The organism is Escherichia sp. E1130 (assembly GCF_005781065.1).
In the GTDB taxonomy this organism is placed as follows: Bacteria; Pseudomonadota; Gammaproteobacteria; order Enterobacterales; family Enterobacteriaceae; genus Escherichia.
On sequence record NZ_VATL01000004.1, the window covers coordinates 254076 to 274904 of the forward strand.

At 49.4% G+C, this 20829-nt stretch carries 19 protein-coding genes and 3 tRNA genes; 14 read left to right on the top strand and 8 right to left on the bottom strand.

Annotated elements, in window-relative coordinates; translation table 11 throughout:
• Positions 1 to 53: 53 nt before the first annotated feature.
• The 4 genes from rsmC to FEK66_RS04010 all read left to right on the top strand — a co-directional run bounded on the left by rsmC (position 54) and on the right by FEK66_RS04010 (position 1712).
• Positions 54 to 1085: a 16S rRNA (guanine(1207)-N(2))-methyltransferase RsmC gene (gene rsmC, locus FEK66_RS03995; protein WP_001272323.1), complete on the top strand. Its 1032-nt coding sequence runs from the start codon at positions 54 to 56 to the stop codon at positions 1083 to 1085.
• A gap of 305 nt (positions 1086 to 1390) precedes the next feature.
• Positions 1391 to 1477 (top strand) — tRNA-Leu (locus FEK66_RS04000).
• Between the two features lie 28 nt (positions 1478 to 1505).
• Positions 1506 to 1592: transfer RNA gene (locus FEK66_RS04005), tRNA-Leu, on the top strand.
• 33 nt (positions 1593 to 1625) lie between these two features.
• Positions 1626 to 1712 (top strand) — tRNA-Leu (locus FEK66_RS04010).
• A 27-nt stretch (positions 1713 to 1739) separates the two neighbouring features.
• Here FEK66_RS04010 and FEK66_RS04015 read toward each other — a convergent pair.
• Positions 1740 to 1976 (bottom strand): DUF1435 domain-containing protein, encoded by a 237-nt coding sequence (locus FEK66_RS04015; protein WP_130259585.1) that lies wholly within the window; start codon positions 1974 to 1976, stop codon positions 1740 to 1742.
• Positions 1977 to 2116: 140 nt separating this feature from the next.
• On the opposite strand from FEK66_RS04015, the gene fhuF reads away from it, so the two are divergent.
• Positions 2117 to 2905 (top strand): siderophore-iron reductase FhuF, encoded by a 789-nt coding sequence (gene fhuF / locus FEK66_RS04020; protein WP_135408849.1) that lies wholly within the window; start codon positions 2117 to 2119, stop codon positions 2903 to 2905.
• Positions 2906 to 2942: 37 nt separating this feature from the next.
• On the opposite strand, the gene bglJ is transcribed toward fhuF, so the two are convergent.
• Complete coding sequence (bglJ, locus tag FEK66_RS04025; protein WP_130204762.1) at positions 2943 to 3620, bottom strand: DNA-binding transcriptional activator BglJ; 678 nt, start codon at positions 3618 to 3620, stop codon at positions 2943 to 2945.
• Positions 3578 to 4303: a response regulator transcription factor gene (locus FEK66_RS04030; protein ID WP_130204760.1), complete on the bottom strand. Its 726-nt coding sequence runs from the start codon at positions 4301 to 4303 to the stop codon at positions 3578 to 3580. Before FEK66_RS04030 ends, bglJ begins: the two co-directional genes overlap by 43 nt.
• Positions 4304 to 4932: 629 nt before the next feature.
• Here FEK66_RS04030 and FEK66_RS04035 point away from each other — a divergent pair.
• The 6 genes from FEK66_RS04035 to opgB all read left to right on the top strand — a co-directional run bounded on the left by FEK66_RS04035 (position 4933) and on the right by opgB (position 10642).
• The gene (locus FEK66_RS04035) at positions 4933 to 5703 is read left to right on the top strand and encodes a threonine/serine exporter ThrE family protein (protein ID WP_130204758.1); all 771 of its coding nucleotides are present in this window, start codon (positions 4933 to 4935) and stop codon (positions 5701 to 5703) included.
• Positions 5694 to 6167 carry a threonine/serine exporter gene (locus tag FEK66_RS04040; protein ID WP_135408847.1) on the top strand — a complete coding sequence of 158 codons (474 nt, stop codon included), beginning with the start codon at positions 5694 to 5696 and terminating at the stop codon, positions 6165 to 6167. Before FEK66_RS04035 ends, FEK66_RS04040 begins: the two co-directional genes overlap by 10 nt.
• Positions 6168 to 6273: 106 nt before the next feature.
• Entirely contained in the window at positions 6274 to 6813 is a 540-nt protein-coding gene (gene dnaT, locus FEK66_RS04045) for a primosomal protein DnaT (protein ID WP_130259582.1), read from the top strand.
• A 2-nt stretch (positions 6814 to 6815) separates the two neighbouring features.
• Positions 6816 to 7553, top strand: coding sequence for a DNA replication protein DnaC (gene dnaC, locus FEK66_RS04050; protein WP_130204755.1), 738 nt, complete (start codon positions 6816 to 6818; stop codon positions 7551 to 7553).
• Positions 7554 to 7601: 48 nt separating this feature from the next.
• A complete protein-coding gene (yjjA, locus tag FEK66_RS04055) occupies positions 7602 to 8096 on the top strand; it encodes a DUF2501 domain-containing protein YjjA (RefSeq protein WP_135404049.1) in 495 nt (164 codons plus the stop codon).
• Between the two features lie 254 nt (positions 8097 to 8350).
• Positions 8351 to 10642 (top strand): phosphatidylglycerol--membrane-oligosaccharide glycerophosphotransferase, encoded by a 2292-nt coding sequence (gene opgB, locus FEK66_RS04060; protein ID WP_135408845.1) that lies wholly within the window; start codon positions 8351 to 8353, stop codon positions 10640 to 10642.
• A 166-nt stretch (positions 10643 to 10808) separates the two neighbouring features.
• Here opgB and lgoD read toward each other — a convergent pair whose 3' ends face one another.
• A complete protein-coding gene (lgoD, locus tag FEK66_RS04065; protein WP_138158451.1) occupies positions 10809 to 11831 on the bottom strand; it encodes an L-galactonate oxidoreductase in 1023 nt (340 codons plus the stop codon).
• A 139-nt stretch (positions 11832 to 11970) separates the two neighbouring features.
• Here lgoD and FEK66_RS04070 point away from each other — a divergent pair, with 139 nt between their 5' ends.
• Positions 11971 to 12885, top strand: a complete 915-nt coding sequence (locus FEK66_RS04070) for a GntR family transcriptional regulator (protein WP_135408842.1) — start codon at positions 11971 to 11973, stop codon at positions 12883 to 12885.
• A 212-nt stretch (positions 12886 to 13097) separates the two neighbouring features.
• Positions 13098 to 14456 carry an MFS transporter gene (locus FEK66_RS04075; RefSeq protein ID WP_135408840.1) on the top strand — a complete coding sequence of 453 codons (1359 nt, stop codon included), beginning with the start codon at positions 13098 to 13100 and terminating at the stop codon, positions 14454 to 14456.
• Positions 14457 to 14505: 49 nt separating this feature from the next.
• Here the strand turns inward: FEK66_RS04075 and tsr are convergent, their stop codons facing one another.
• Entirely contained in the window at positions 14506 to 16170 is a 1665-nt protein-coding gene (tsr, locus tag FEK66_RS04080; RefSeq protein WP_130204749.1) for a methyl-accepting chemotaxis protein, read from the bottom strand.
• A 181-nt stretch (positions 16171 to 16351) separates the two neighbouring features.
• Here tsr and FEK66_RS04085 point away from each other — a divergent pair, with 181 nt between their 5' ends.
• A complete protein-coding gene (locus FEK66_RS04085; RefSeq protein WP_064530245.1) occupies positions 16352 to 17215 on the top strand; it encodes a MurR/RpiR family transcriptional regulator in 864 nt (287 codons plus the stop codon).
• A 9-nt stretch (positions 17216 to 17224) separates the two neighbouring features.
• Here FEK66_RS04085 and FEK66_RS04090 read toward each other — a convergent pair whose 3' ends face one another.
• From FEK66_RS04090 to FEK66_RS04100, 3 genes are all read right to left on the bottom strand, one after another.
• The gene (locus tag FEK66_RS04090) at positions 17225 to 18694 is read right to left on the bottom strand and encodes a sodium:solute symporter family protein (protein ID WP_130259575.1); all 1470 of its coding nucleotides are present in this window, start codon (positions 18692 to 18694) and stop codon (positions 17225 to 17227) included.
• Positions 18695 to 18796: 102 nt separating this feature from the next.
• The gene (locus FEK66_RS04095; protein WP_000023754.1) at positions 18797 to 19186 is read right to left on the bottom strand and encodes a RidA family protein; all 390 of its coding nucleotides are present in this window, start codon (positions 19184 to 19186) and stop codon (positions 18797 to 18799) included.
• A 9-nt stretch (positions 19187 to 19195) separates the two neighbouring features.
• Positions 19196 to 20638 (bottom strand): D-aminoacylase, encoded by a 1443-nt coding sequence (locus FEK66_RS04100; RefSeq protein ID WP_135408838.1) that lies wholly within the window; start codon positions 20636 to 20638, stop codon positions 19196 to 19198.
• Between the last annotated feature and the right edge of the window lie 191 nt (positions 20639 to 20829).

Consider the following 20829-nt stretch of genomic DNA (forward strand, 5'->3'; position numbering starts at 1 on the left):
ACCGCGCCAACATATGGCTATAATCGCCGCCAGTATCAATTGAGGAGCATTCCATGTCTGCATTTACCCCGGCAAGTGAAGTCTTGCTGCGTCACAGTGATGATTTCGAACAAAGCCGTATTCTGTTTGCCGGAGACTTACAGGATGACCTGCCCGCGCGTTTAGATACCGCGGCCAGCCGTGCTCATACCCAGCAATTCCACCACTGGCAGGTGTTAAGCCGCCAGATGGGGGATAACGCCCGTTTTAGTCTGGTCGCCACAGCGGATGATGTCGCAGATTGCGATACGCTGATTTACTACTGGCCGAAGAATAAACCAGAAGCCCAGTTCCAGTTGATGAATTTACTTTCTCTGCTGCCGGTGGGGACGGATATTTTTGTTGTTGGTGAAAACCGCAGCGGCGTGCGCAGCGCCGAGCAGATGCTGGCCGATTATGCGCCGTTGAATAAAGTCGACAGCGCCCGTCGCTGTGGCCTCTATTTTGGTCGTCTGGAAAAACAGCCGGTGTTTGATGCCGATAAATTCTGGGGCGAATACAGCGTCGATGGCCTGACGGTCAAAACGCTGCCTGGCGTGTTTAGCCGCGACGGTCTGGATGTCGGTAGCCAGTTGCTGCTCTCGACGTTAACTCCGCACACCAAAGGTAAAGTGCTGGATGTCGGCTGTGGCGCGGGCGTGCTTTCGGTTGCCTTTGCGCGCCACTCACCGAAGATTCGTCTCACTCTGTGCGATGTCTCTGCGCCAGCGGTAGAAGCCAGCCGTGCGACGCTTGCTGCCAACGGTGTTGAAGGTGAAGTCTTTGCCAGCAACGTCTTTTCCGAAGTGAAAGGTCGTTTTGATATGATCATCTCCAACCCGCCGTTCCACGATGGGATGCAAACCAGCCTGGATGCGGCGCAAACGCTGATTCGCGGCGCGGTGCGTCATCTTAACAGCGGCGGCGAGCTGCGAATTGTAGCGAACGCCTTCCTGCCTTATCCGGATGTGCTGGATGAGACATTTGGCTTCCATGAAGTTATCGCGCAAACCGGGCGCTTCAAGGTGTATCGCGCCATTATGACCCGCCAGGCGAAGAAAGGTTAAGTATCTGGCACCTGTCGCCGCATGTCGTGTTGGATGCGGCGTGAACGCCTTATCCAACCTACAAGACCTGTATTACCCGTAGGCCAGATAAGACGCGCCTGCGTCGCATCTGGCATCTGCGCCCGTATGCCGTGTTGGATGCGGCGTGAACGCTTTATCCGACCGACAAACGAATTATCCACAATCCGCTGATGGCCATTTTTCCAGCAATTACACATCAGGCGATAATTAACTATTGACGAAAAGCTGAAAACCACTAGAATGCGCCTCCGTGGTAGCAATTCTTTTTTAAGAATTGATGGTATGCGAAGGTGGCGGAATTGGTAGACGCGCTAGCTTCAGGTGTTAGTGTCCTTTCGGACGTGGGGGTTCAAGTCCCCCCCCTCGCACCAAAAACCACGTTGATATTGCTCGCACTGGGCGAAGGTGGCGGAATTGGTAGACGCGCTAGCTTCAGGTGTTAGTGTTCTTACGGACGTGGGGGTTCAAGTCCCCCCCCTCGCACCAAACGAGGCGATATCAAAAAAGTAAGATGACTGTGCGAAGGTGGCGGAATTGGTAGACGCGCTAGCTTCAGGTGTTAGTGTCCTTACGGACGTGGGGGTTCAAGTCCCCCCCCTCGCACCAATTATCTTTACTTCCTTCCCTGTTTTATCATCCCTGATTCCCGTTCATTATCATCAGCATAACGCCAGAAATAAGCGCCAGGCACGATGGTAGCAAAACGTAGTGCCGTAATTGTTTGTGATACAGCATCACCGGCGTCAATACTAATCCCATCAGAATCACAATCCGCCACTGATCCGGCGATAAATCCGCATACATCAGCCCTGCAATCAGCAATCCTGGCAGCAACACTCCCCAGCCACTGCCCAGCATACGTTGCAACATGGTTTGATCTCTTTTATTGATAATGATAACCAATATCATATGATAATTTTTATCATTTGCAAGCCAGAGAAATCCCTTGATATCGGGTAAACCTATCGATAGGATTAGCAATCATTATCATTTAGATTACTATCACTATTATGACCTATCGTTCCGCACCGCTCTATGAAGATGTTATCTGGCGAACGCATCTCAAGCCGCAAGATCCCACGCTTGCACAAGCGGTTCGCGCGACGATCGCCGAACATCGTGAACATTTGCTGGAGTTTATCCGTCTGGATGAACCCGCCCCGCTTAGTGCCATGACGCTGGCGCAATGGTCCTCTCCCAATGCGCTAAGTTCTCTACTGGCGGTCTACTCCGATCATATCTACCGCAATCAACCAATGATGATCCGCGAGAACAAACCGCTAATCTCACTGTGGGCGCAGTGGTATATCGGCCTGATGGTGCCGCCATTAATGCTGGCGCTGCTGACGCAGGATAAAGCGTTAGATCTTTCCCCGGAACATTTCCACGTTGAGTTTCACGAAACCGGTCGTGCTGCCTGTTTCTGGGTCGATGTGTGTGAAGATAAAAACGCAACATCACATTCGCCACAGCAGCGAATGGAAACGTTAATCAGCCAGGCGCTGGTTCCGGTTGTGCAGGCATTAGAAGCGACAGGTGAAATTAACGGCAAACTTATCTGGAGTAATACCGGTTATTTGATTAACTGGTATCTGACTGAGATGAAGCAGTTGCTTGGCGAGGCGTTAGTTGAATCGCTCCGCCATGCCCTGTTCTTTGAGAAAACGCTCTCCAGCGGCGAAGATAATCCATTGTGGCGCACAGTCGTGCTGCGCGACGGCCTGCTGGTGCGCCGCACCTGTTGCCAGCGTTATCGCTTACCGGATGTGCAACAGTGTGGGGATTGCACGCTGAAATAAGCACACTGCCGGGAGGATAAACCCGGCATTAAGTAGATTAATATGGATGCAACACATTACTTGTTTCTGAAATCCGCATACATAACAGAATATCTGCCGCCTCAAGCAATCCGGCATCAGAACTGACACCCAGTTTCGACATCACATTAAATTTATGCGCGCGGATCGTTTTTATATTCCGTTTAAGCTGTTCAGCAATTTGCGTCATTGAGTAGCCACGCGACATAAACCGTAATATTTCCCTCTCCGTCGGGCTCAGCGTCCGGCTTTGATTAATATACCACTGGTTGTTCAGTCGATCGGTCGCCTGACGTACGCCATTTAATGACAGAAACAGCTCCTGGTGAAAAACATCCAGTGTTGATGCTTTACTTAACACACCATCCAAAGGAGAAGGCGATAATGAGCCAATCAACCGCGCTTCAATATCATCATCCGCAATAACCAAACGCCGGGTACGTGGAAATTTGATTGCCAGCTCAGTCAGACAAGATAATCCCTCCCTGCGCTCAGTTCTCATGGCAGAAAAAGAAAAAATGACCGCCGCAAATGAAACCCGCGACATAGCATCCTGAAAAGCCTCCTGGCTGGTGTACGTATAGAGTTTATAAGGATTACCCGCAAACTTTCTGAATAAACTCTCAATACCGATACTGCTCATGACGCACTTTTCTATGAGTGCGACATTTCTCTTCTTAATTCGGTTGTGTTCCATTCCGCGGCATCTCCATAAACAGAAGGCAAGTTAAGTTCCCTTGCCCCCTGTGCGCTATTAATCCATGCATACATCTCAGCGTTACTGTGAATTGCCAGCCGACGCATCGCACTGTTTTTTTGTGCGCTGATGGTTTTATTGCTTTTCTTAAGCAATGAAGCTATTTGGTTGATGCCCCATCCTTTACCTAACAGCCGCAGTACCTTGCGTTCAGAAAGGGTAAGAATCACGGTGCGATAACCAACTTCCTGAATTTCCGGCATTGCAGGCGAAGTCAGCATGGCGCTGATGCGATCTGCATGGACATTGCCGGAACGAACGGTCTTGACCAGATTCTCAATGGGCTCGATATCGGACAGTAACGTCGCAGTTGGACACATAAGCAGCTCCACCGCCTGAGAGTACCAGGCTCGCGAAACCATGAAAACCCAATGAATTTCCCGGTATTGTGAGATCAATGAATAGTAATGTTCACAAACAGAACGCGGATCTTCTGTTTGTCCGGCTAAATCGGCAATAACTAACCCAGCACGACGTAATTGTAATATGGTCAGCTCCTCCGCAGAGGTGCTACTCGTTATATCGTATTCAGGGAGATGGGTCCTCATGACCTCTTTTAACCCTGCCTGCATAACGGGTATTTTACTGATAACAATTCCATTTTTGCAGCATCCTGGCAACATATATCCTCCATATCCACTGTCTATAAATTATGATGGTTTATTCAGGACATTCACCCTTCAAATGACTCCAACAAATTAATAGATTGAGCGAATAATTTATCCTTAGCATTCACTTCATATCAGTTTACCCCAGCCACACAAAAAATCCTTTGTATGTTTCAGGAGACTAGCATCAAATAATAACCTGGAAAAATACCTCTGACACATTTAAAATATCTAAATTATGTTGTTAGAAATACTTAATCAAAACCCTCAAAATCAATCAGTTTAAGATATCATTTAAAATAACGAATAAAAGTTAAATGAAAATCCTTTAACCAGAATATCAAGAAAAAAACCAATAAAAACTGAAGGATATTTCTTACCCGGTTCCGAAAAAAAATTATTTCATCAGCCATTACTCAATCGCGTAAAAACAAAACGATAAATTCATTTTAATGATAATATTCATGAAATTATTTATTCCACTCAAAACTTGCATCGCTTCCCTTCAGCGAACTCATCACCGCAACCAGGATTAATCAGCGCAATTTTGATCTTAACCAACGTCAAAACAGTCATGCTTCGTGATACAAAAGGGTTCTCATTTTTTGAAAAATACGCAACGCGTCTATGACAAAGGGCGAGTTATGCAAACAGAGCAACAGCGAGCCGTTACACGGCTATGTATCCAGTGCGGGTTATTTCTTTTACAACATGGTGCGGAAAGTGCGTTGGTTGACGAGCTTTCTTCACGACTGGGTCGGGCGTTAGGGATGGACTGCGTCGAAAGTTCTATCTCTTCGAACGCCATAGTGCTGACCACCATTAAAGATGGTCAATGTCTGACATCTACGCGCAAAAACCACGATCGCGGCATTAATATGCATGTGGTTACTGAGGTACAACACATTGTGATTCTGGCGGAACATAAGCTGCTGGATTACAAAGGTGTTGAGAAACGTTTTAGCCAAATACATCCCCTGCGCTATCCGCGTTGGCTGGTCGCTTTGATGGTGGGACTCTCTTGCGCCTGTTTCTGTAAACTGAATAACGGTGGTTGGGATGGTGCGTTGATTACATTCTTCGCCAGTATGATCGCCATGTATATCCGCCAGCTACTGGCACAACGCCACCTCCATCCACAAATAAACTTTTGCATCACTGCCTTCGCCGCCACCACAATTTCTGGCCTTCTTCTACAACTTCCGACATTCAGTCATACGCCTACTGTGGCAATGGCGGCCAGTGTTCTTTTACTGGTGCCGGGTTTTCCGTTGATAAATGCTGTAGCCGATATGTTTAAAGGTCATATAAATACCGGACTGGCACGCTGGGCGATTGCCAGCCTGCTGACACTGGCAACCTGCGTTGGCGTGGTGATGGCACTCACAATTTGGGGGCTACGCGGATGGGTGTAATCGAATTTCTATTAGCATTAGCGCAGGATATGATTCTCGCGGCAATCCCAGCAGTCGGCTTTGCGATGGTGTTCAACGTGCCAATCCGGGCATTACGCTGGTGTACGCTGCTTGGCGCGATGGGTCATGGTTCGCGAATGATTTTAATGACTACTGGACTCAATATTGAGTGGTCGACGTTTATGGCTTCGCTACTGGTCGGCACCATTGGTATTCAGTGGTCGCGCTGGTATCTGGCGCACCCGAAAGTCTTTACCGTGGCGGCTGTCATTCCGATGTTCCCGGGCATCCCGGCGTATACTGCAATGATTTCAGCGGTAAAAATCAGTCAGTTAGGTTACAGCGAGCCGTTAATGATTACCCTGTTAACTAACTTTCTTACCGCTTCATCAATTGTTGGCGCGTTATCCATCGGTCTTTCCGTTCCTGGATTGTGGTTGTACCGCAAGCGCCCCCGCGTATAAAATTGCCTCGCTTAAAGCACATGGATGAGAGGCTGCCTGGCCTCATCCGTGTGTTACTATAAAAGTAATCTCCCTTCTCGTTCATCGTTCCATATTGAGAAACAGTATGTCCTCCAGAGTTTTGACCCCGGACGTCGTTGGTATTGACGCCCTGGTACACGATCACCAAACCGTTCTGGCAAAAGCAGAAGGCGGCATGGTTGCCGTATTTGCCAACAATGCCCCGGCGTTTTATGCCGTTACGCCCGCGCGTCTTGCTGAACTGCTGGCGTTGGAAGAAAAACTGACGCGTCCGGGAAGTGACGTGGCCCTGGACGATCAACTCTATCAGGAACCGCAAGCCGCCCCCGTTGCCGTACCCATGGGTAAATTCGCCATGTACCCAGACTGGCAACCCGATACCGACTTTATCCGTCAGGCGGCATTATGGGGCGTGGCGCTAAAAGAGCCGGTAACCGCCGAAGAACTGGCGTCATTTATTTCTTATTGGCAGGCGGAAGGCAAAGTCTTCCATCATGTGCAGTGGCAACAAAAACTGGCGCGCAGCCTGCAAATAGGTCGTGCCAGCAATGGCGGATTAACGAAACGAGATGTGAACACAGTCAGTGAACCTGACAGCCAAATTCCACCGGGATTCAGAGGGTAACGATGAAAAACGTTGGCGACCTGATGCAACGTCTGCAAAAAATGATGCCAGCCCATATCAAACCCGCCTTCAAAACGGGTGAAGAACTTCTGGCGTGGCAGAAAGAACAAGGGGCGCTCCGTGCCGCCGCTCTTGAGCGCGAGAATCGGGCGATGAAAATGCAGCGTACCTTTAACCGCTCTGGCATTCGTCCACTGCATCAAAACTGCTCCTTTGAGAACTATCGTGTTGAGTGCGAAGGGCAGATGAATGCGTTGAGCAAAGCGCGCCAGTATGTCGAAGAGTTCGACGGCAACATCGCCAGCTTTATCTTTTCTGGCAAGCCGGGAACTGGTAAAAACCATCTGGCGGCGGCAATCTGCAACGAACTGCTGCTACGCGGTAAATCCGTATTGATCATCACCGTGGCCGATATTATGTCGGCGATGAAAGATACCTTCAGAAATAGCGGTACCAGCGAAGAACAACTGCTTAACGATCTGAGCAACGTTGACCTGCTGGTGATCGATGAGATCGGCGTGCAGACCGAATCGAAATACGAAAAAGTGATCATCAACCAGATCGTCGATCGCCGCTCTTCTTCCAAACGCCCGACCGGGATGCTGACCAACAGCAATATGGACGAGATGACCAAGTTACTGGGCGAACGCGTTATGGATCGTATGCGACTGGGTAACAGTCTGTGGGTTATTTTTAACTGGGAAAGCTATCGTAGCCGGGTAACGGGTAAAGAGTATTAATCCTCCTTTCCGGCGCTATACTGCGACACAATTCCACCTTGAGTAATGATGATGAAAACTATTAAACACCTTCTGTGCTGTGCAATTGCCACCAGCGCATTAATTTCCACCGGGGTGCATGCCGCGTCCTGGAAAGATGCGCTTTCCAGCGCCGCCAGCGAACTTGGCAACCAAAACAGCACCACACAGGAAGGCGGTTGGTCGCTCGCCTCATTAACTAACCTGCTTGGTAGTGGCAACCAAGCGTTAAGCGCAGACAACATGAACAATGCCGCAGGCATTTTGCAATACTGCGCGAAGCAAAAACTGGCTTCAGTTACCGACGCGGAAAACATCAAAAATCAGGTCCTGGAGAAGCTGGGCCTGAACAGCGAAGAACAGAAAGAAGATACCAACTATCTGGATGGCATTCAGGGTTTGCTAAAAACCAAAGATGGTCAGCAGCTTAACCTGGATAACATCGGTACGACGCCTCTGGCTGAAAAGGTAAAAACCAAAGCCTGCGATCTGGTGTTAAAGCAAGGTCTGAACTTTATTTCCTGATCCGCATAACGCCGCGTTTTAGCTATTAACAAACTAACGCGGCCCTTCCCCGCTCTTTTCCCTGTTTCTGGACGTCTTTCCCTCTGTTACACGGGAAGCTTTCTTGCGCAAAAAAGTCTGTTTATAAACTAATTCCTAACAACATCGCATTTTTTTGACACTAGAATTGCAGCTATATGGCAGCACCATTACATTGTGTTTCTCAAAAAATCTTAAACATCGGCTAACCGGCCTGTTTTAGTGAGGATCGCCCGTTGTCAGAACTATTCTCTTTCGCCCTATTTCTCGCCTCTGTGCTGATCTACGCATGGAAAGCGGGACGTAACACCTGGTGGTTTGCCGCCACGTTAACGGTACTGGGGTTATTTGTCGTTTTAAACATTACCCTGTTTGCCAGTGACTATTTTACTGGCGACGGCATTAACGACGCGGTGCTCTATACCTTAACTAACAGCCTGACCGGTGCTGGCGTCAGCAAGTATATCCTGCCGGGAGTGGGTATCGTGCTGGCACTGGCGGTAGTTTTCGGCGCGCTGGGCTGGATCCTACGCCGACGCCGTCATCATCCTCACCATTTTGGCTACAGCCTGCTGGCACTCTTACTGGCGCTGGGTTCTGTGGACGCCAGCCCGGCGTTTCGCCAGATAACGGAGCTGGTAAAATCCCAGTCACGCGACGGCGATCCTGACTTTGCTGCTTATTATAAAGAACCGTCGAAAACCATCCCTGCCCCCAAACTTAACCTGGTTTATATCTATGGTGAGAGTCTGGAGCGGACCTATTTTGATAACGACGCTTTTCCGGACCTCACTCCCGAACTGGGCGCACTGAAAAATGAAGGGCTGGATTTCAGTCATACTCAGCAACTACCAGGAACGGATTACACTATCGCGGGCATGGTGGCGTCTCAGTGCGGGATTCCACTGTTTGCTCCGTTTGAAGGTAACGCCTCTGCCTCGGTTTCCAGCTTCTTCCCGCAGAACATCTGTCTTGGCGATATCCTGAAAAACTCAGGTTATCAGAACTATTTTGTGCAAGGGGCTAACCTGCGTTTTGCGGGTAAAGATGTGTTCCTGAAATCACACGGCTTCGACCATTTGTATGGTGCAGAAGAGCTGAAAAGTGTGGTGGCGGATCCGCATTATCGCAACGACTGGGGATTCTACGACGATACCGTGCTGGATGAAGCGTGGAAAAAGTTTGAAGAGCTTTCCCGCTCTGGTCAGCGATTCTCACTGTTTACTCTGACGGTCGATACCCATCACCCGGATGGTTTTATCTCTCGCACCTGCAACCGCAAAAAATATGATTTTGACGGTAAGCCGAATCAGTCATTCAGTGCGGTAAGTTGCAGCCAGGAGAACATCGCGACGTTTATCAATAAAATCAAAGCGTCACCGTGGTTTAAAGATACCGTCATCGTCGTCTCATCTGACCATTTAGCGATGAACAACACGGCGTGGAAATACCTTAATAAACAGGATCGTAACAACCTGTTTTTCGTCATTCGTGGCGACAAGCCACAGCAAGAGACGCTGGCGGTGAAGCGCAACACCATGGACAACGGCGCTACAGTGCTGGATATTCTTGGTGGCGATAACTTTATCGGCCTTGGGCGTAGTAGCCTCTCTGGTCAATCCATGTCGGAAGTGTTCCTCAACATTAAAGAGAAAGTGCTGGCGTGGAAGCCCGATATCATTCGTCTGTGGAAATTCCCCACCGAGATGAAAGAGTTCACCATCGATCAGAATAAAAACATGATCGCCTTCTCGGGTACCCATTTCCGTCTGCCGCTGCTGTTACGCGTGTCGGATAAACGTGTGGAACCACTGCCAGAAAGTGAATATTCTGCACCACTTCGTTTCCAGTTGGCCGATTTCGCGCCGCGCGACAATTTCGTCTGGGTTGATCGCTGCTACAAGATGGCGCAGCTATGGGCGCCAGAGTTGGCTCTCTCCACTGACTGGTGTGTTTCCCAGGGGCAGCTTGGTGGTCAGCAAATTGTTCAACATGTTGATAAAACGACGTGGAAGGGCAAAACCGTATTTAAAGATACCGTCATCGATATGGAACGCTACAAAGGCAATGTCGATACGCTGAAGATTGTCGATAACGATATTCGCTACAAAGCCGACAGTTTCATTTTTAACGTCGCAGGTGCACCGGAAGAAGTGAAACAGTTTAGCGGGATTTCCCGTCCGGAGTCGTGGGGACGCTGGTCCAACGCGCAGCTGGGCGATGAAGTGAAAATCGAGTACAAACATCCTCTGCCGAAGAAATTTGACCTGGTGATCACCGCCAAAGCATACGGTAATAACGCCAGCCGTCCCATTCCGGTACGCGTAGGCAACGAAGAACAAACCATCGTGCTGGACAATGAAGTGACCACCACCACGCTGCATTTCGAGAACCCAACCGATGCCGACACGCTGGTAATTGTTCCGCCAGAACCTGTCTCAACCAACGAAGGGAATATTCTCGGCCATTCGCCGCGTAAGCTCGGCATTGGTATGGTGGAAATCAAAGTGGTGGCGCGTGAAGGGTAATCACTGACTGATTTGTAGGTTAGATAAGACGCGCAAGCGTCGCATCCAACATTGAGTACATAATGCCGGATGCGACGAAAACGCCTTCTCCGACCTACAAAACATTATTGAAAACAGAAAAAACAGCGCCCAACATTTCCCCGGGCGCTGCATGGCAACTCGATTATCAGAAAGTAATTACGCCCTTAATCAACTCACGATTGTTAATCACATCGCGCTCATAGATTTCTGCCAGCGTGGCGAACGGATAGCGATGGGTTAACATCATGTCGGCAGTAATTTTCCCTTCCGCCATCAGCCGCCCGACTTTCGCAAAATCTTCCGGCGTGGCATTTCGGCTACCCATCATCGTCGTTTCTTTTTTATGGAATTCCGGATCGGAGAACTGCAACTCGCCTTTAAACAGACCGACAAAGACCACCGTGCCGCCGTGACGAATCAGATTCACGGTGTTATTCATCGCATGTTGATTACCTGTCGCGTCGATCACTTTCTGCGCCAGCGAACCACCAAACTGCGCTCGCAGCTGCGCGTCAAAATCCTCAGCTGACGGGTCCAGCACGGGTAACTCCAGGCGCGTTGCCACATGCTCACGCCGCGCCGGACTGGTATCCGCCACCACCACCTGTGCACCATCGGCTTTAGCGATTGCTGCCGCGCCCAGACCAATTGGTCCCGCCCCGACCACCAGCACCTGCTCACCAGGCGCAATTGCTGCGCGACGAACCGCATGAGCGCTAATAGCGAAAGGTTCAATCAACGCTGCCGCCTGCGGATCAATACCATCGGCAGGCAAAATGTTCGCCTCCGGCACGCTCAAATACTCACAAAAACCGCCATCCTGATGCACGCCAATGACCGAAATTTTCTCACAGCAATTGGTGCGACCACTTTTACACGCAGGGCATTCCTGACACGCAACATAAGGGATAACCGCAACTTGCTGACCATTTTTAAGATCAGCAATATTTTTTCCCATCCCAACAATCTCCCCACATATTTCATGGCCTAAAACGCGTGGATAACTAAAAAATGGTTGATTTCCACCCCAGGCATGAATATCGGTACCACAAATCCCGACAGACTTAATTTTTATTAATGCTTCTTCGTTACCAGGAATAGGCATTTCACGTTGTTTCCAGACTAACTCCTTTGGTTTCTGACAAATTAATATATTTATCTTAGACATGATTCCGCTCTCCATTTTTTCATTTTCTTAGATATTTATAAAAATAAAAAACACCTGCGCAACGTAAAATCCATTTTGTGAAAACACACACATAAAAATGTTTTAAATCGGGTTTTAATGGCGCGACAAGGAGGAAAATATGAGTCGTTCGAAAAATTTACGCTACAATGTGATTAACCAGTTCATTGATGATATGGCACGTGGGTATATCCCTTCCCCACTCCCTTCGCAAAGCGCACTGGCGGAAATGTACAGTGTCAGTCGAACTACGGTGCGTCATATTCTTAGCCATTTACACCAATGCGGTGTCATTATCCTGTCAGGAAACGAATACGTCATCGCGCGTAAACCTGATCATAACGACGGATTTGCCTCTACTACTACTTTGATGAATGAACAAAATAAAGTATTTGAGCAGTTTTTTTTTACGATGATAAATCAGCGTCAGTTACTCCTTGGGGAAACTTTTTCTGAGCTACAACTGGCACGAGCGGCGGGAGTTAGCTCAATGACAGCAAGGAAATATATTTCAAAATTATGGTGTTATAACTTTATTCAAAGTGAAAAACGCGGCCAGTGGAGCATGAAGCAATTCGACCAGTCCTACGCCGAACAGCTTTTTGAACTGCGTGAAATGCTTGAAACGCACTCAATTAAGCATTTTCTCAACCTGCCTGATAATGATCCACGCTGGTTGGAGGCAAAAACCATGCTCGAACGTCACCGGACGCTACGGGACAACATCGGCAGCAGCTTTCGCATGTTCTCACAACTGGACAGAGATTTTCACGCCCTACTTCTTTCAGCGACCGAGAATATCTTTTTTGACCACTCGTTTGAAATAATCTCAGTTATCTTTCATTTTCATCTGCAATGGGATGAAAGCGATCTCAAGCAGCGCAATATTATTGCTATAGATGAACATATGACCATTCTATGCGCTTTGATATGTCGCAGCAATCTGGATGCCATTATCACACTACGTAGCCATTTAAATTCAGCCAAACAATCGATGATTCGCTCCATCAATAAGAACAAACGGTTCCCTCATTAAGTACAGATTAAAAACAGCAAACCATTAGCTTGTGCACGGTTTTATCAAAATATAAACACAGCAAAATTCCCGCTTACTTATTCTCACAATCAGTCGACTATAAATATTTTTGTGAGCGGTAGTGAAAGCCTAAAGCTTTCATCTGCCATTAATATCAACCTTGCGCAATATATTATTACGCAAACGATTAAATATAAACACAGGAGTCCGGCGTGAAAAAAGGAAATATTAACCTCGCACCACGCTCTTCGTTTAGTTCGTTATCGGAAGATATACCTGAGCAGCCAGAGAAATTAGTTCAATGCAGCCCCCGAATTAAACGCATCAGAACCATCGCCATGTTTTTGTTATTTGTTGCAGCGGTAATAAACTTTCTTGATCGCAGCTCGCTGTCAGTTGCGAATTTAACTATTCGTCAAGAACTGGGGTTAAACGCCACCGAAATTGGTGCGTTGCTCTCTGTGTTTTCGCTCTCTTACGGGATTGGGCAGTTGCCCAGCGGCGTGCTGCTGGACCGTAAAGGCCCCCGACTGATACTTGGGCTGGGGATGATCGTCTGGTCGCTGTTCCAGTCAATGTCTGGCCTGGTACACAACTTCACACAGTTTGTGCTGGTACGTATTGGTATGGGACTCGGTGAAGCACCGATGAACCCGTGTGGTGTCAAAGTCATTAACGACTGGTTCAACATCAAAGAGCGTGGGCGTCCTATGGGCTTTTTCAACGCAGCCTCCGTCCTTGGCATTGCCTTAAGCCCACCGATTCTGGCAGCGATGATGCTGGCCATCGGCTGGCGTGGAATGTTTATTTCCATTGGCACACTGGGCATTTTTCTCGCCATCGCCTGGTTTATGCTCTATCGCAACCGCGAGCAGATAACACTGACCGCCGTTGAACAAACCTATCTTAACAGCGGTAGCGTCAATACCCGCCGCGATCCACTCAATTTTGCCGAATGGCGCAGCCTGTTTCGTAACCGCACAATGTGGGGAATGATGCTCGGTTTCAGCGGTATGAACTATGCAGGGTGGCTGTACATTGCCTGGTTGCCAGGTTACCTGCAAACAGTCTATCACCTGGATTTAAAAAGCACCGGTTTGATGGCGGCAATACCTTTTATGTTTGGGGGAACAGGGATGCTGCTCAACGGATATGCGACCGACTGGCTGGTAAAAAGAGGGATGGATCCGATTAAGAATCGTAAGATATGTATTGTTACTGGGATGTTCTGTTCAGCCTCCTTTACTCTGGTAGTACCGCAAGCGACAACGCCCATGACAGCGGTTCTACTGATTGGCATGGCGCTGTTCTTCCTGCACTTTGCCGGAACATCCGGCTGGGGGCTGGTCCACGTAGCAGTAGCTTCTCGCATGGCTGCGACGGTGGGTAGTATCCAGAACTTTGCCAGCTTCATCTGCGCCTCTTTCGCGCCAGTTGTTACCGGTTTCATTGTTGATACCACCAACTCGTTTCGCCTGGCATTGATTATCTGCGGTTGTGTCACAGCGGCAGGTGCGCTGGCGTACATCTTCATGGTGCATCAGCCAATTAGCGATCCACATAAAGAGTAATTTTCCCTTGCCCGATAAGTCATCGCTTATCGGGCATTTTTCATGGCGATTAAAACGTTTCCCAGTTATCCCCGCTATCAGCGACGGCAATTTTGCGCGACACAACCGGCAACGCTGCGTTTACCACTGGCAAAGCTTCATACTGACGCTGTTGCGTTTGCTGTATACGGAACACCGCTACGGCTTCGGTCAGACGGCTGGCCTGCTCTTCCAGCGCGGCGGCAGCGGCAGCAGACTCTTCCACTAACGCGGCGTTCTGTTGCGTTACCCTATCCATTTCGACAACCGCTAAACCAACCTGATCAATGCCACGGCTTTGCTCATCAGAGGCTGAAGCGATTTCTCCCATAATGTCAGTAACGCGTGTTACGGCGCTGACAATCTCTGTCATGGTTTCCCCGGCACTTTCGACCTGCGTAGATCCGACATCCACTTTACTTACGGAGTCTTCAATCAAGCTTTTAATTTCACGGGCCGCCTGGGCGCTACGCTGCGCCAGGTTACGCACTTCCCCCGCAACTACCGCAAAACCACGCCCTTGCTCGCCCGCGCGCGCCGCTTCAACCGCCGCGTTCAAAGCCAGAATATTGGTCTGGAAGGCAATACCATCGATAACGCTGATAATATCGGCAATCTTCTGCGAACTGGTGGAGATATCGCGCATCGTCTGTACCACGTTATCCACTACCTTGCCACCACGTTGCGCGGTTTCAGAAGCACTTAACGCCAGATGACTGGCCTGACGCGCGTTCTCGGCGTTCTGTTTCACCGTTGCAGTCAGTTGCTCCATGCTGGCCGCCGTCTCTTCCAGTGAAGCCGCTTGCTGCTCAGTACGTGATGAGAGATCGTTATTACCCGTGGCAATTTCGCTGACACCGCTATAAATGGCATTAGCACCGTTACGTACATCTCCGACAGTACGCATCAGTTCACTTTGCATATGGCGCAAACTCTGAGCCAGTTGTCCTACTTCGTTAGAACCATCCACCTCAATGGGTTTTACCAAATCCCCGCCAGCAATATGACAAATGCTTTCGATCAGGCGATTCATTGGTGCTACCAGCGAGGCTTTAATACCAAACCAGACGGACACAATGACGGCTAACACGACGATCAACACACCCACCAGCACCCACATCGCCTGGTTGTAGGAAGCATTATTATCGCTGACGGCAATATCGTAGAGACGATCGTTTTGCTCCATATAAGCCATATACAGCTTCTCGAAACCGTCCTGATATCCCTGAGTTGGCTGATCAAAGAACTCATTGATTTTGCCTGCGCCTAACAGCTGGATCAGCTCCGCCAGCGCATTGTGGTAAATATCGTAATTACGTTTGATTTCCGCCGCTGCGGCTGTGCTCTGACGCGGGTCACGCGGCAACGCTTCGTAGTCCGCCCAGTTTTTTTCCGCTTGCTTCAGCGAAATACTGGCACTCTGCATCAGCTCGGCGACGGTTGAACCGCTGCCAATATTGTTCTGATCCATCATGTAGCGGATACCCGCGCGGTTGAGAGTGTTACGTGTCTGCAACAACGCGACCCAGCTGCCATTCAGCGTGGATTGCTGCTGACGAATGGTTTGTAAAACGGAGAAATTTTCTTTGTCATTTTTTAAGGCATTAAAGAACAAACCGCCTGATGTCAGTTGTAAAAGGCCAAAAACGGCCAAAACCAGCAATAAGCTGGTCACGATCTTAATACGTTTAAACATGGTTTCTCTTCCCTCCAGACCTGATACTCAGGTTGTCGGCCTGGTGGTAGAAAACTTTATGATCTGGAGCGGTGTTGAGCGTTTTTTTGTCGCTGCGTACTTACATTTTTTATGAGGGTCACACTCTGGAGCAATTTTTATGGTACAAAGTACCAGTTTTTACTGAATCAGTGATACTCCCATGGCTTATAGCATCGATATCATCTCCTGCATTACCGAACGGTTTATGGCGTTAACCGCCACTGAAAAGCGTATCGCACAATTTATTCTTGATGACGTCTCCGCAGCCGTGGAACTGCCAATTGCTGAGCTGGCGCGGTTAACACAAACCAGCCAGGCGTCGGTGACACGTTTTGCCCGTGCATTGGGTTGCAAAGATGTCCGCGAACTGAAAGTCAAACTGGCGCAGTCACTGGCTATCGGGCAGCGGTTTATTCTCGATGTACCGGATCTTGACGGTGTTCAGGGGATCTACGAATCAATTATCAGCGTGCTGGAAACGCATCGTCGCTCGTTGGATATGAACGCCATCAGCCAGGCGGTCAGTTGGTTAAGCCAGGCGCGGCAAATTCTTGCATTGGGAACGGGCGGCGGTTCTACCATCTGCTCGCAGGAGATCCAGTACCGTCTGTTCCGCCTGGGATTGCCAGTGGTCAGTCAGAACGACTCACTCATGATGAGAATGATGTGCTCTGCGGTTATGCCGCAGGATGTGGTGATTGTGCTATCGCTGGGCGGTTATACACCGGAAATCATCGAAAGTGCCGCTATCGCCCGTCAGTACGGCGCGCGAGTTATCGCCATTACGCCTGCACAAACACCACTGGCAGAACAGGTGGATCTGGTATTGCCGTTGCTGGTTCAGGAAAGTGATTACATTTTTAAGCCCACCCCTTCCCGTTACGCCATGCTCGCGATGATCGATGTGCTGGCAACAGAGCTGGCTATGGCAAATAAAGCGCAGGCGAAAGATCGCCTGCGGCGGATAAAACTGGCACTAGACAGCCATCGGGGTGGCGCTAACCGCCAGCCACTTGGCGATTAGCACTATTGGTTATGCCTCTTCAGGTTTGGTGATCACGACACTCTGGTTTTCACGCTCATTGGTGATAATAGCCAGAGCTTCTTCCCGGCTGATCTCGCTTGCTGGCGTTACCAGCGTCACCAGTACGCCAGCGACCAGGCTTCCCAGCACTGACGGAATACACGGGTTACCCCAGTAAGCCAGCCAGTCGGCATTCATCAGCACCACAATTGACATCACCATACCGCTCACTAACGCCGCCAGCGCGCCCTGCCAGTTAAAGCGTAGCCAGAAGCGACCGAGAATCGAGCAGATAAACAGCCCGGACATCAGCATCGAAATCATTTTGGTAATGTAGCTGATGATGTCATTAGAGGTCAGAGCAAAGACCAGCGCCAGGCCAATAACAAAGGTCAGCATCCAGCGTGAGTAAGTGATTGCCTTGTTCTCCGGCGGCATTCTGCCGGTAACCATGGTGTAGACGTCGCGCATCATAATCGCCACCGCAGCGATGGCATCAGAGCTGGCGGAAGACATGGTGGCAGAAAGCCCCGCAATCAGTACCACCAGGCCAAGCAATGGCGGCAGAAAACTGGTGGCGAACAAGAAGGCATAGTTACTGTTTTCCAGATTCGGGTTCATGGTGAACGCCGCCATGCCGATAATGGCAGGCAGAATTGAGAAGAACAGATACAACACGCCAGTAATAACAAACGAACGGCGTACAGAGGGAACATCTTTACCCGAGTAAATACGCTGGCGATAAGACGGTGTTGCCAGCACACCTACGCCAATAACCAGCGCCAGCGAAAGCGCAGGTAACACGCCCATTTTATCAATCGCAAACAGGCTCATCGCTTTTGGGTCCATCGCCTGTTCAATCGCACTCCAGCCGCCTACGTGAACAACGGCAAGAATAGCCATCAAAATAAAACCAAAGAACAAAATTAAGGCCTGAATGGTGTCTGTCCACACTACCGCCGAATAACCGCCGATAATAACGTAAATCGCAAAAGCTAAGGCGATAATTAATTTTGCTACAGTAAGATCAATACCTGTTGCCCAGGCAAGATACATACTGCCACCTAAAATATGCGCGCCCAGCCAGCCAATAGAGGCAATAAATATCATCAGACCGACAATATTTTTAATTAAATGACTCCCGCCAGTATAATAAGAGAGTTCTTCACTCATGGTCATAAAACGTAATTTACGTACCGGAGCAAACAGCCACGCCACCAGCAATATACCTACGGCTCCACCGACGCCATAAAGCATTCCGGCCCAGCCATTACTGTAGCCAAAGCCCACTGCGCCCATACTGGAACCCGTGCCGACCATCGTGGCAACGGTTGAGCCCAGCGTCAGAAACAGCGGCAGCGAACGCCCGCCCAGCAGAAAATCTTCTCCGCTTTTCTGATTACGAGAAACAAACCAACCAAGCCAAATCATGGCGATGGCATAAATAATAAAGCCGACTAAAAAGATATGACTGTTCATAATTCACATCCTGCCAGTAGAGAGAAAATAATGTAAGAGTTCCCGGAGTGCTGAATGTATTCAGCACTCAATTGCGGTCTGTTTTTTTAATTCTTAAATTTATTAGCGGGTCGCGTTATAACAGGTCACATCGACTTCGACTTTACAATCGACAACCAGATCAGCCACACAACAAATACGTGCAGGCGGATTCTCGCCAAAAAATTCTCTGAATACTTTATTAAAGGACTGGAAATAGCGGGCGTCAGTCAGGATCACTTTCACGTGAACCACATCCGCCAGGCTATAACCGGCTTCAGTCATGATGTCGACACAGTTTTGGATCGCCAGTCGTGACTGTTCAACGATACCGCCTTCTACCACTTCACCGTTTTTCATGGGTGTTTGCCCGGAGACGTACAGCCAGCCGCCCGCCTCAACCGCCCTGGCAAACGGCAAATGCTGCCCACCAGTGCCTGTTCCACCTTCCGTACCGTAACGTTTAATGCTCATATTCACTCCTTAATGTGAGGTCTGGCGGCGCAGGAAACGGCCCGCACGGCCTGTAATGCGTTTATCGCGACCATAGCTCATAACACCATTTACCATCACCGCTTCAATGCCCTCTGCCGGGCGTTTGGGATCAGAAAAACTGGCAACATCACGAATGGTTTGCGGATCGAACAACACCAGGTCCGCAAAATAGCCGACTTTTACCAGTCCACGCTGGGGCAGACAAAAACGGCTGGCAGAAAGCCCGGTCATTTTGTGGATAGCCGTGGTCAGCGGGAATAAGCCTTCATCACGACAATAGTGACCCAGCACACGAGGGAAAGCGCCCCATAAACGCGGATGCGGCATGGGATCATTAGGCAGGCCGTCAGAGCCAATCATACTGACCGGATAACTCAACACTCGGCGGACGTCGCGCTCGTCCATGTTGTAGTAGATAGCCCCGGCAGGCATTAGCAGCTTCGCGGCCTCCAGCATACTCATCTGCCAGTCGGTGGCGATTTGTGCCAGTGTTTTCCCGGCCTGCTGCGGATGTGTTTGTGACCAGGTGATCACAATATCGAATTCGTCGGTGACTTGTTTGAGATCCAGCGTTGAAGAGCTGGCTGAGTAAGGGTAGACATCGCAGCCAATTTCCTGGTGTTGACGCATTTGGTCAAAAAAAGCCAACGTTTCTTTTGTCCGCCCCCAGTTTTTCGCCCCGGCGCATTTATGGTGGGAAACCACAACAGGCACTTTGCCATGACGCCCAATACGAAACGCCTCATCCAGCGCATCCAGAATCGGTTCGAATTCAGAACGCAGATGAGTGGTATAAACCCCCTTCTCACCGGCTAATTCTTCCGCCAGCGCCATTACCTCTTCGGTAGTCGCCTGAAATGCCGTGGCATAAGCCAGTCCGGAACTTAACCCCAGCGCTCCCTGACTCAACGCCAGACGTAAGTCGGCACGCATAGCGGCAATTTCATCCGCCGTCGCCGGGCGAAACAGGTCGTCCATATGATTATTACGCAGCGCCGTATGACCAATCAGCGTGCCTACGTTCAGTGACGGTCTGGCTGCTTCCACTGCCTGGGCATAGCTTTCAACGGTGGGATAAATAAAGTGCTCCGCTTCCCCCAACAGATTCATCGGGTCAGGGACTTCGCCTTTCATTTTCGCCGACGCTGCACTGATCCCGCAGTTGCCGACAATCACGGTGGTGATCCCCTGGCTGATTTTTGGCAGATATTCCGGGATGCGAATAACGTTGATATCGTCATGGGTATGAACGTCGATAAACCCTGGTGCCAGCACCCGTCCTTCACCGTCAATGACCTGCTGCGCCGTAACGTTAAGCGCAGGGGCTATATTGACAATCCGATCACCTGTTATTGCCACGTCACCGCGAAATTCAGGGCCGCCGCTGCCGTCGATAACCGTCACATTTTTGAATAACCAGTCAACCTGCATGTTCGTCACTCCATTTCTGCAATGGTGATAAGTTAACCATTTACAAGGATGAAAAACAGTGGAAAACTACGCAAAACCCAGATGATTTTCTGATACTTTTATTCACAAATCATAAGATAAATAAACTAAATGCCTATATTTCATTTAGTTACAAATGATACTCGCATCCGATACGGTGAAAAACTCAAAAG

What these genes read in the sequence shown, in the direction of transcription:
- FEK66_RS04035 (WP_130204758.1), top strand. Translation starts at nt 4,933, where the DNA reads ATGCAAACAGAGCAACAGCGAGCCGTTACACGGCTATGTATCCAGTGC.
- FEK66_RS04095 (WP_000023754.1), bottom strand. Translation starts at nt 19,186, where the DNA reads ATGAGCATTAAACGTTACGGTACGGAAGGTGGAACAGGCACTGGTGGG.
- fhuF (WP_135408849.1), top strand. Translation starts at nt 2,117, where the DNA reads ATGACCTATCGTTCCGCACCGCTCTATGAAGATGTTATCTGGCGAACG.
- bglJ (WP_130204762.1), bottom strand. Translation starts at nt 3,620, where the DNA reads ATGGAACACAACCGAATTAAGAAGAGAAATGTCGCACTCATAGAAAAG.
- FEK66_RS04100 (WP_135408838.1), bottom strand. Translation starts at nt 20,638, where the DNA reads ATGCAGGTTGACTGGTTATTCAAAAATGTGACGGTTATCGACGGCAGC.
- dnaT (WP_130259582.1), top strand. Translation starts at nt 6,274, where the DNA reads ATGTCCTCCAGAGTTTTGACCCCGGACGTCGTTGGTATTGACGCCCTG.
- FEK66_RS04040 (WP_135408847.1), top strand. Translation starts at nt 5,694, where the DNA reads ATGGGTGTAATCGAATTTCTATTAGCATTAGCGCAGGATATGATTCTC.
- FEK66_RS04070 (WP_135408842.1), top strand. Translation starts at nt 11,971, where the DNA reads ATGAGTCGTTCGAAAAATTTACGCTACAATGTGATTAACCAGTTCATT.
- FEK66_RS04015 (WP_130259585.1), bottom strand. Translation starts at nt 1,976, where the DNA reads ATGTTGCAACGTATGCTGGGCAGTGGCTGGGGAGTGTTGCTGCCAGGA.
- FEK66_RS04085 (WP_064530245.1), top strand. Translation starts at nt 16,352, where the DNA reads ATGGCTTATAGCATCGATATCATCTCCTGCATTACCGAACGGTTTATG.
- lgoD (WP_138158451.1), bottom strand. Translation starts at nt 11,831, where the DNA reads ATGTCTAAGATAAATATATTAATTTGTCAGAAACCAAAGGAGTTAGTC.
- tsr (WP_130204749.1), bottom strand. Translation starts at nt 16,170, where the DNA reads ATGTTTAAACGTATTAAGATCGTGACCAGCTTATTGCTGGTTTTGGCC.
- FEK66_RS04030 (WP_130204760.1), bottom strand. Translation starts at nt 4,303, where the DNA reads ATGTTGCCAGGATGCTGCAAAAATGGAATTGTTATCAGTAAAATACCC.
- dnaC (WP_130204755.1), top strand. Translation starts at nt 6,816, where the DNA reads ATGAAAAACGTTGGCGACCTGATGCAACGTCTGCAAAAAATGATGCCA.
- rsmC (WP_001272323.1), top strand. Translation starts at nt 54, where the DNA reads ATGTCTGCATTTACCCCGGCAAGTGAAGTCTTGCTGCGTCACAGTGAT.
- FEK66_RS04090 (WP_130259575.1), bottom strand. Translation starts at nt 18,694, where the DNA reads ATGAACAGTCATATCTTTTTAGTCGGCTTTATTATTTATGCCATCGCC.
- yjjA (WP_135404049.1), top strand. Translation starts at nt 7,602, where the DNA reads ATGATGAAAACTATTAAACACCTTCTGTGCTGTGCAATTGCCACCAGC.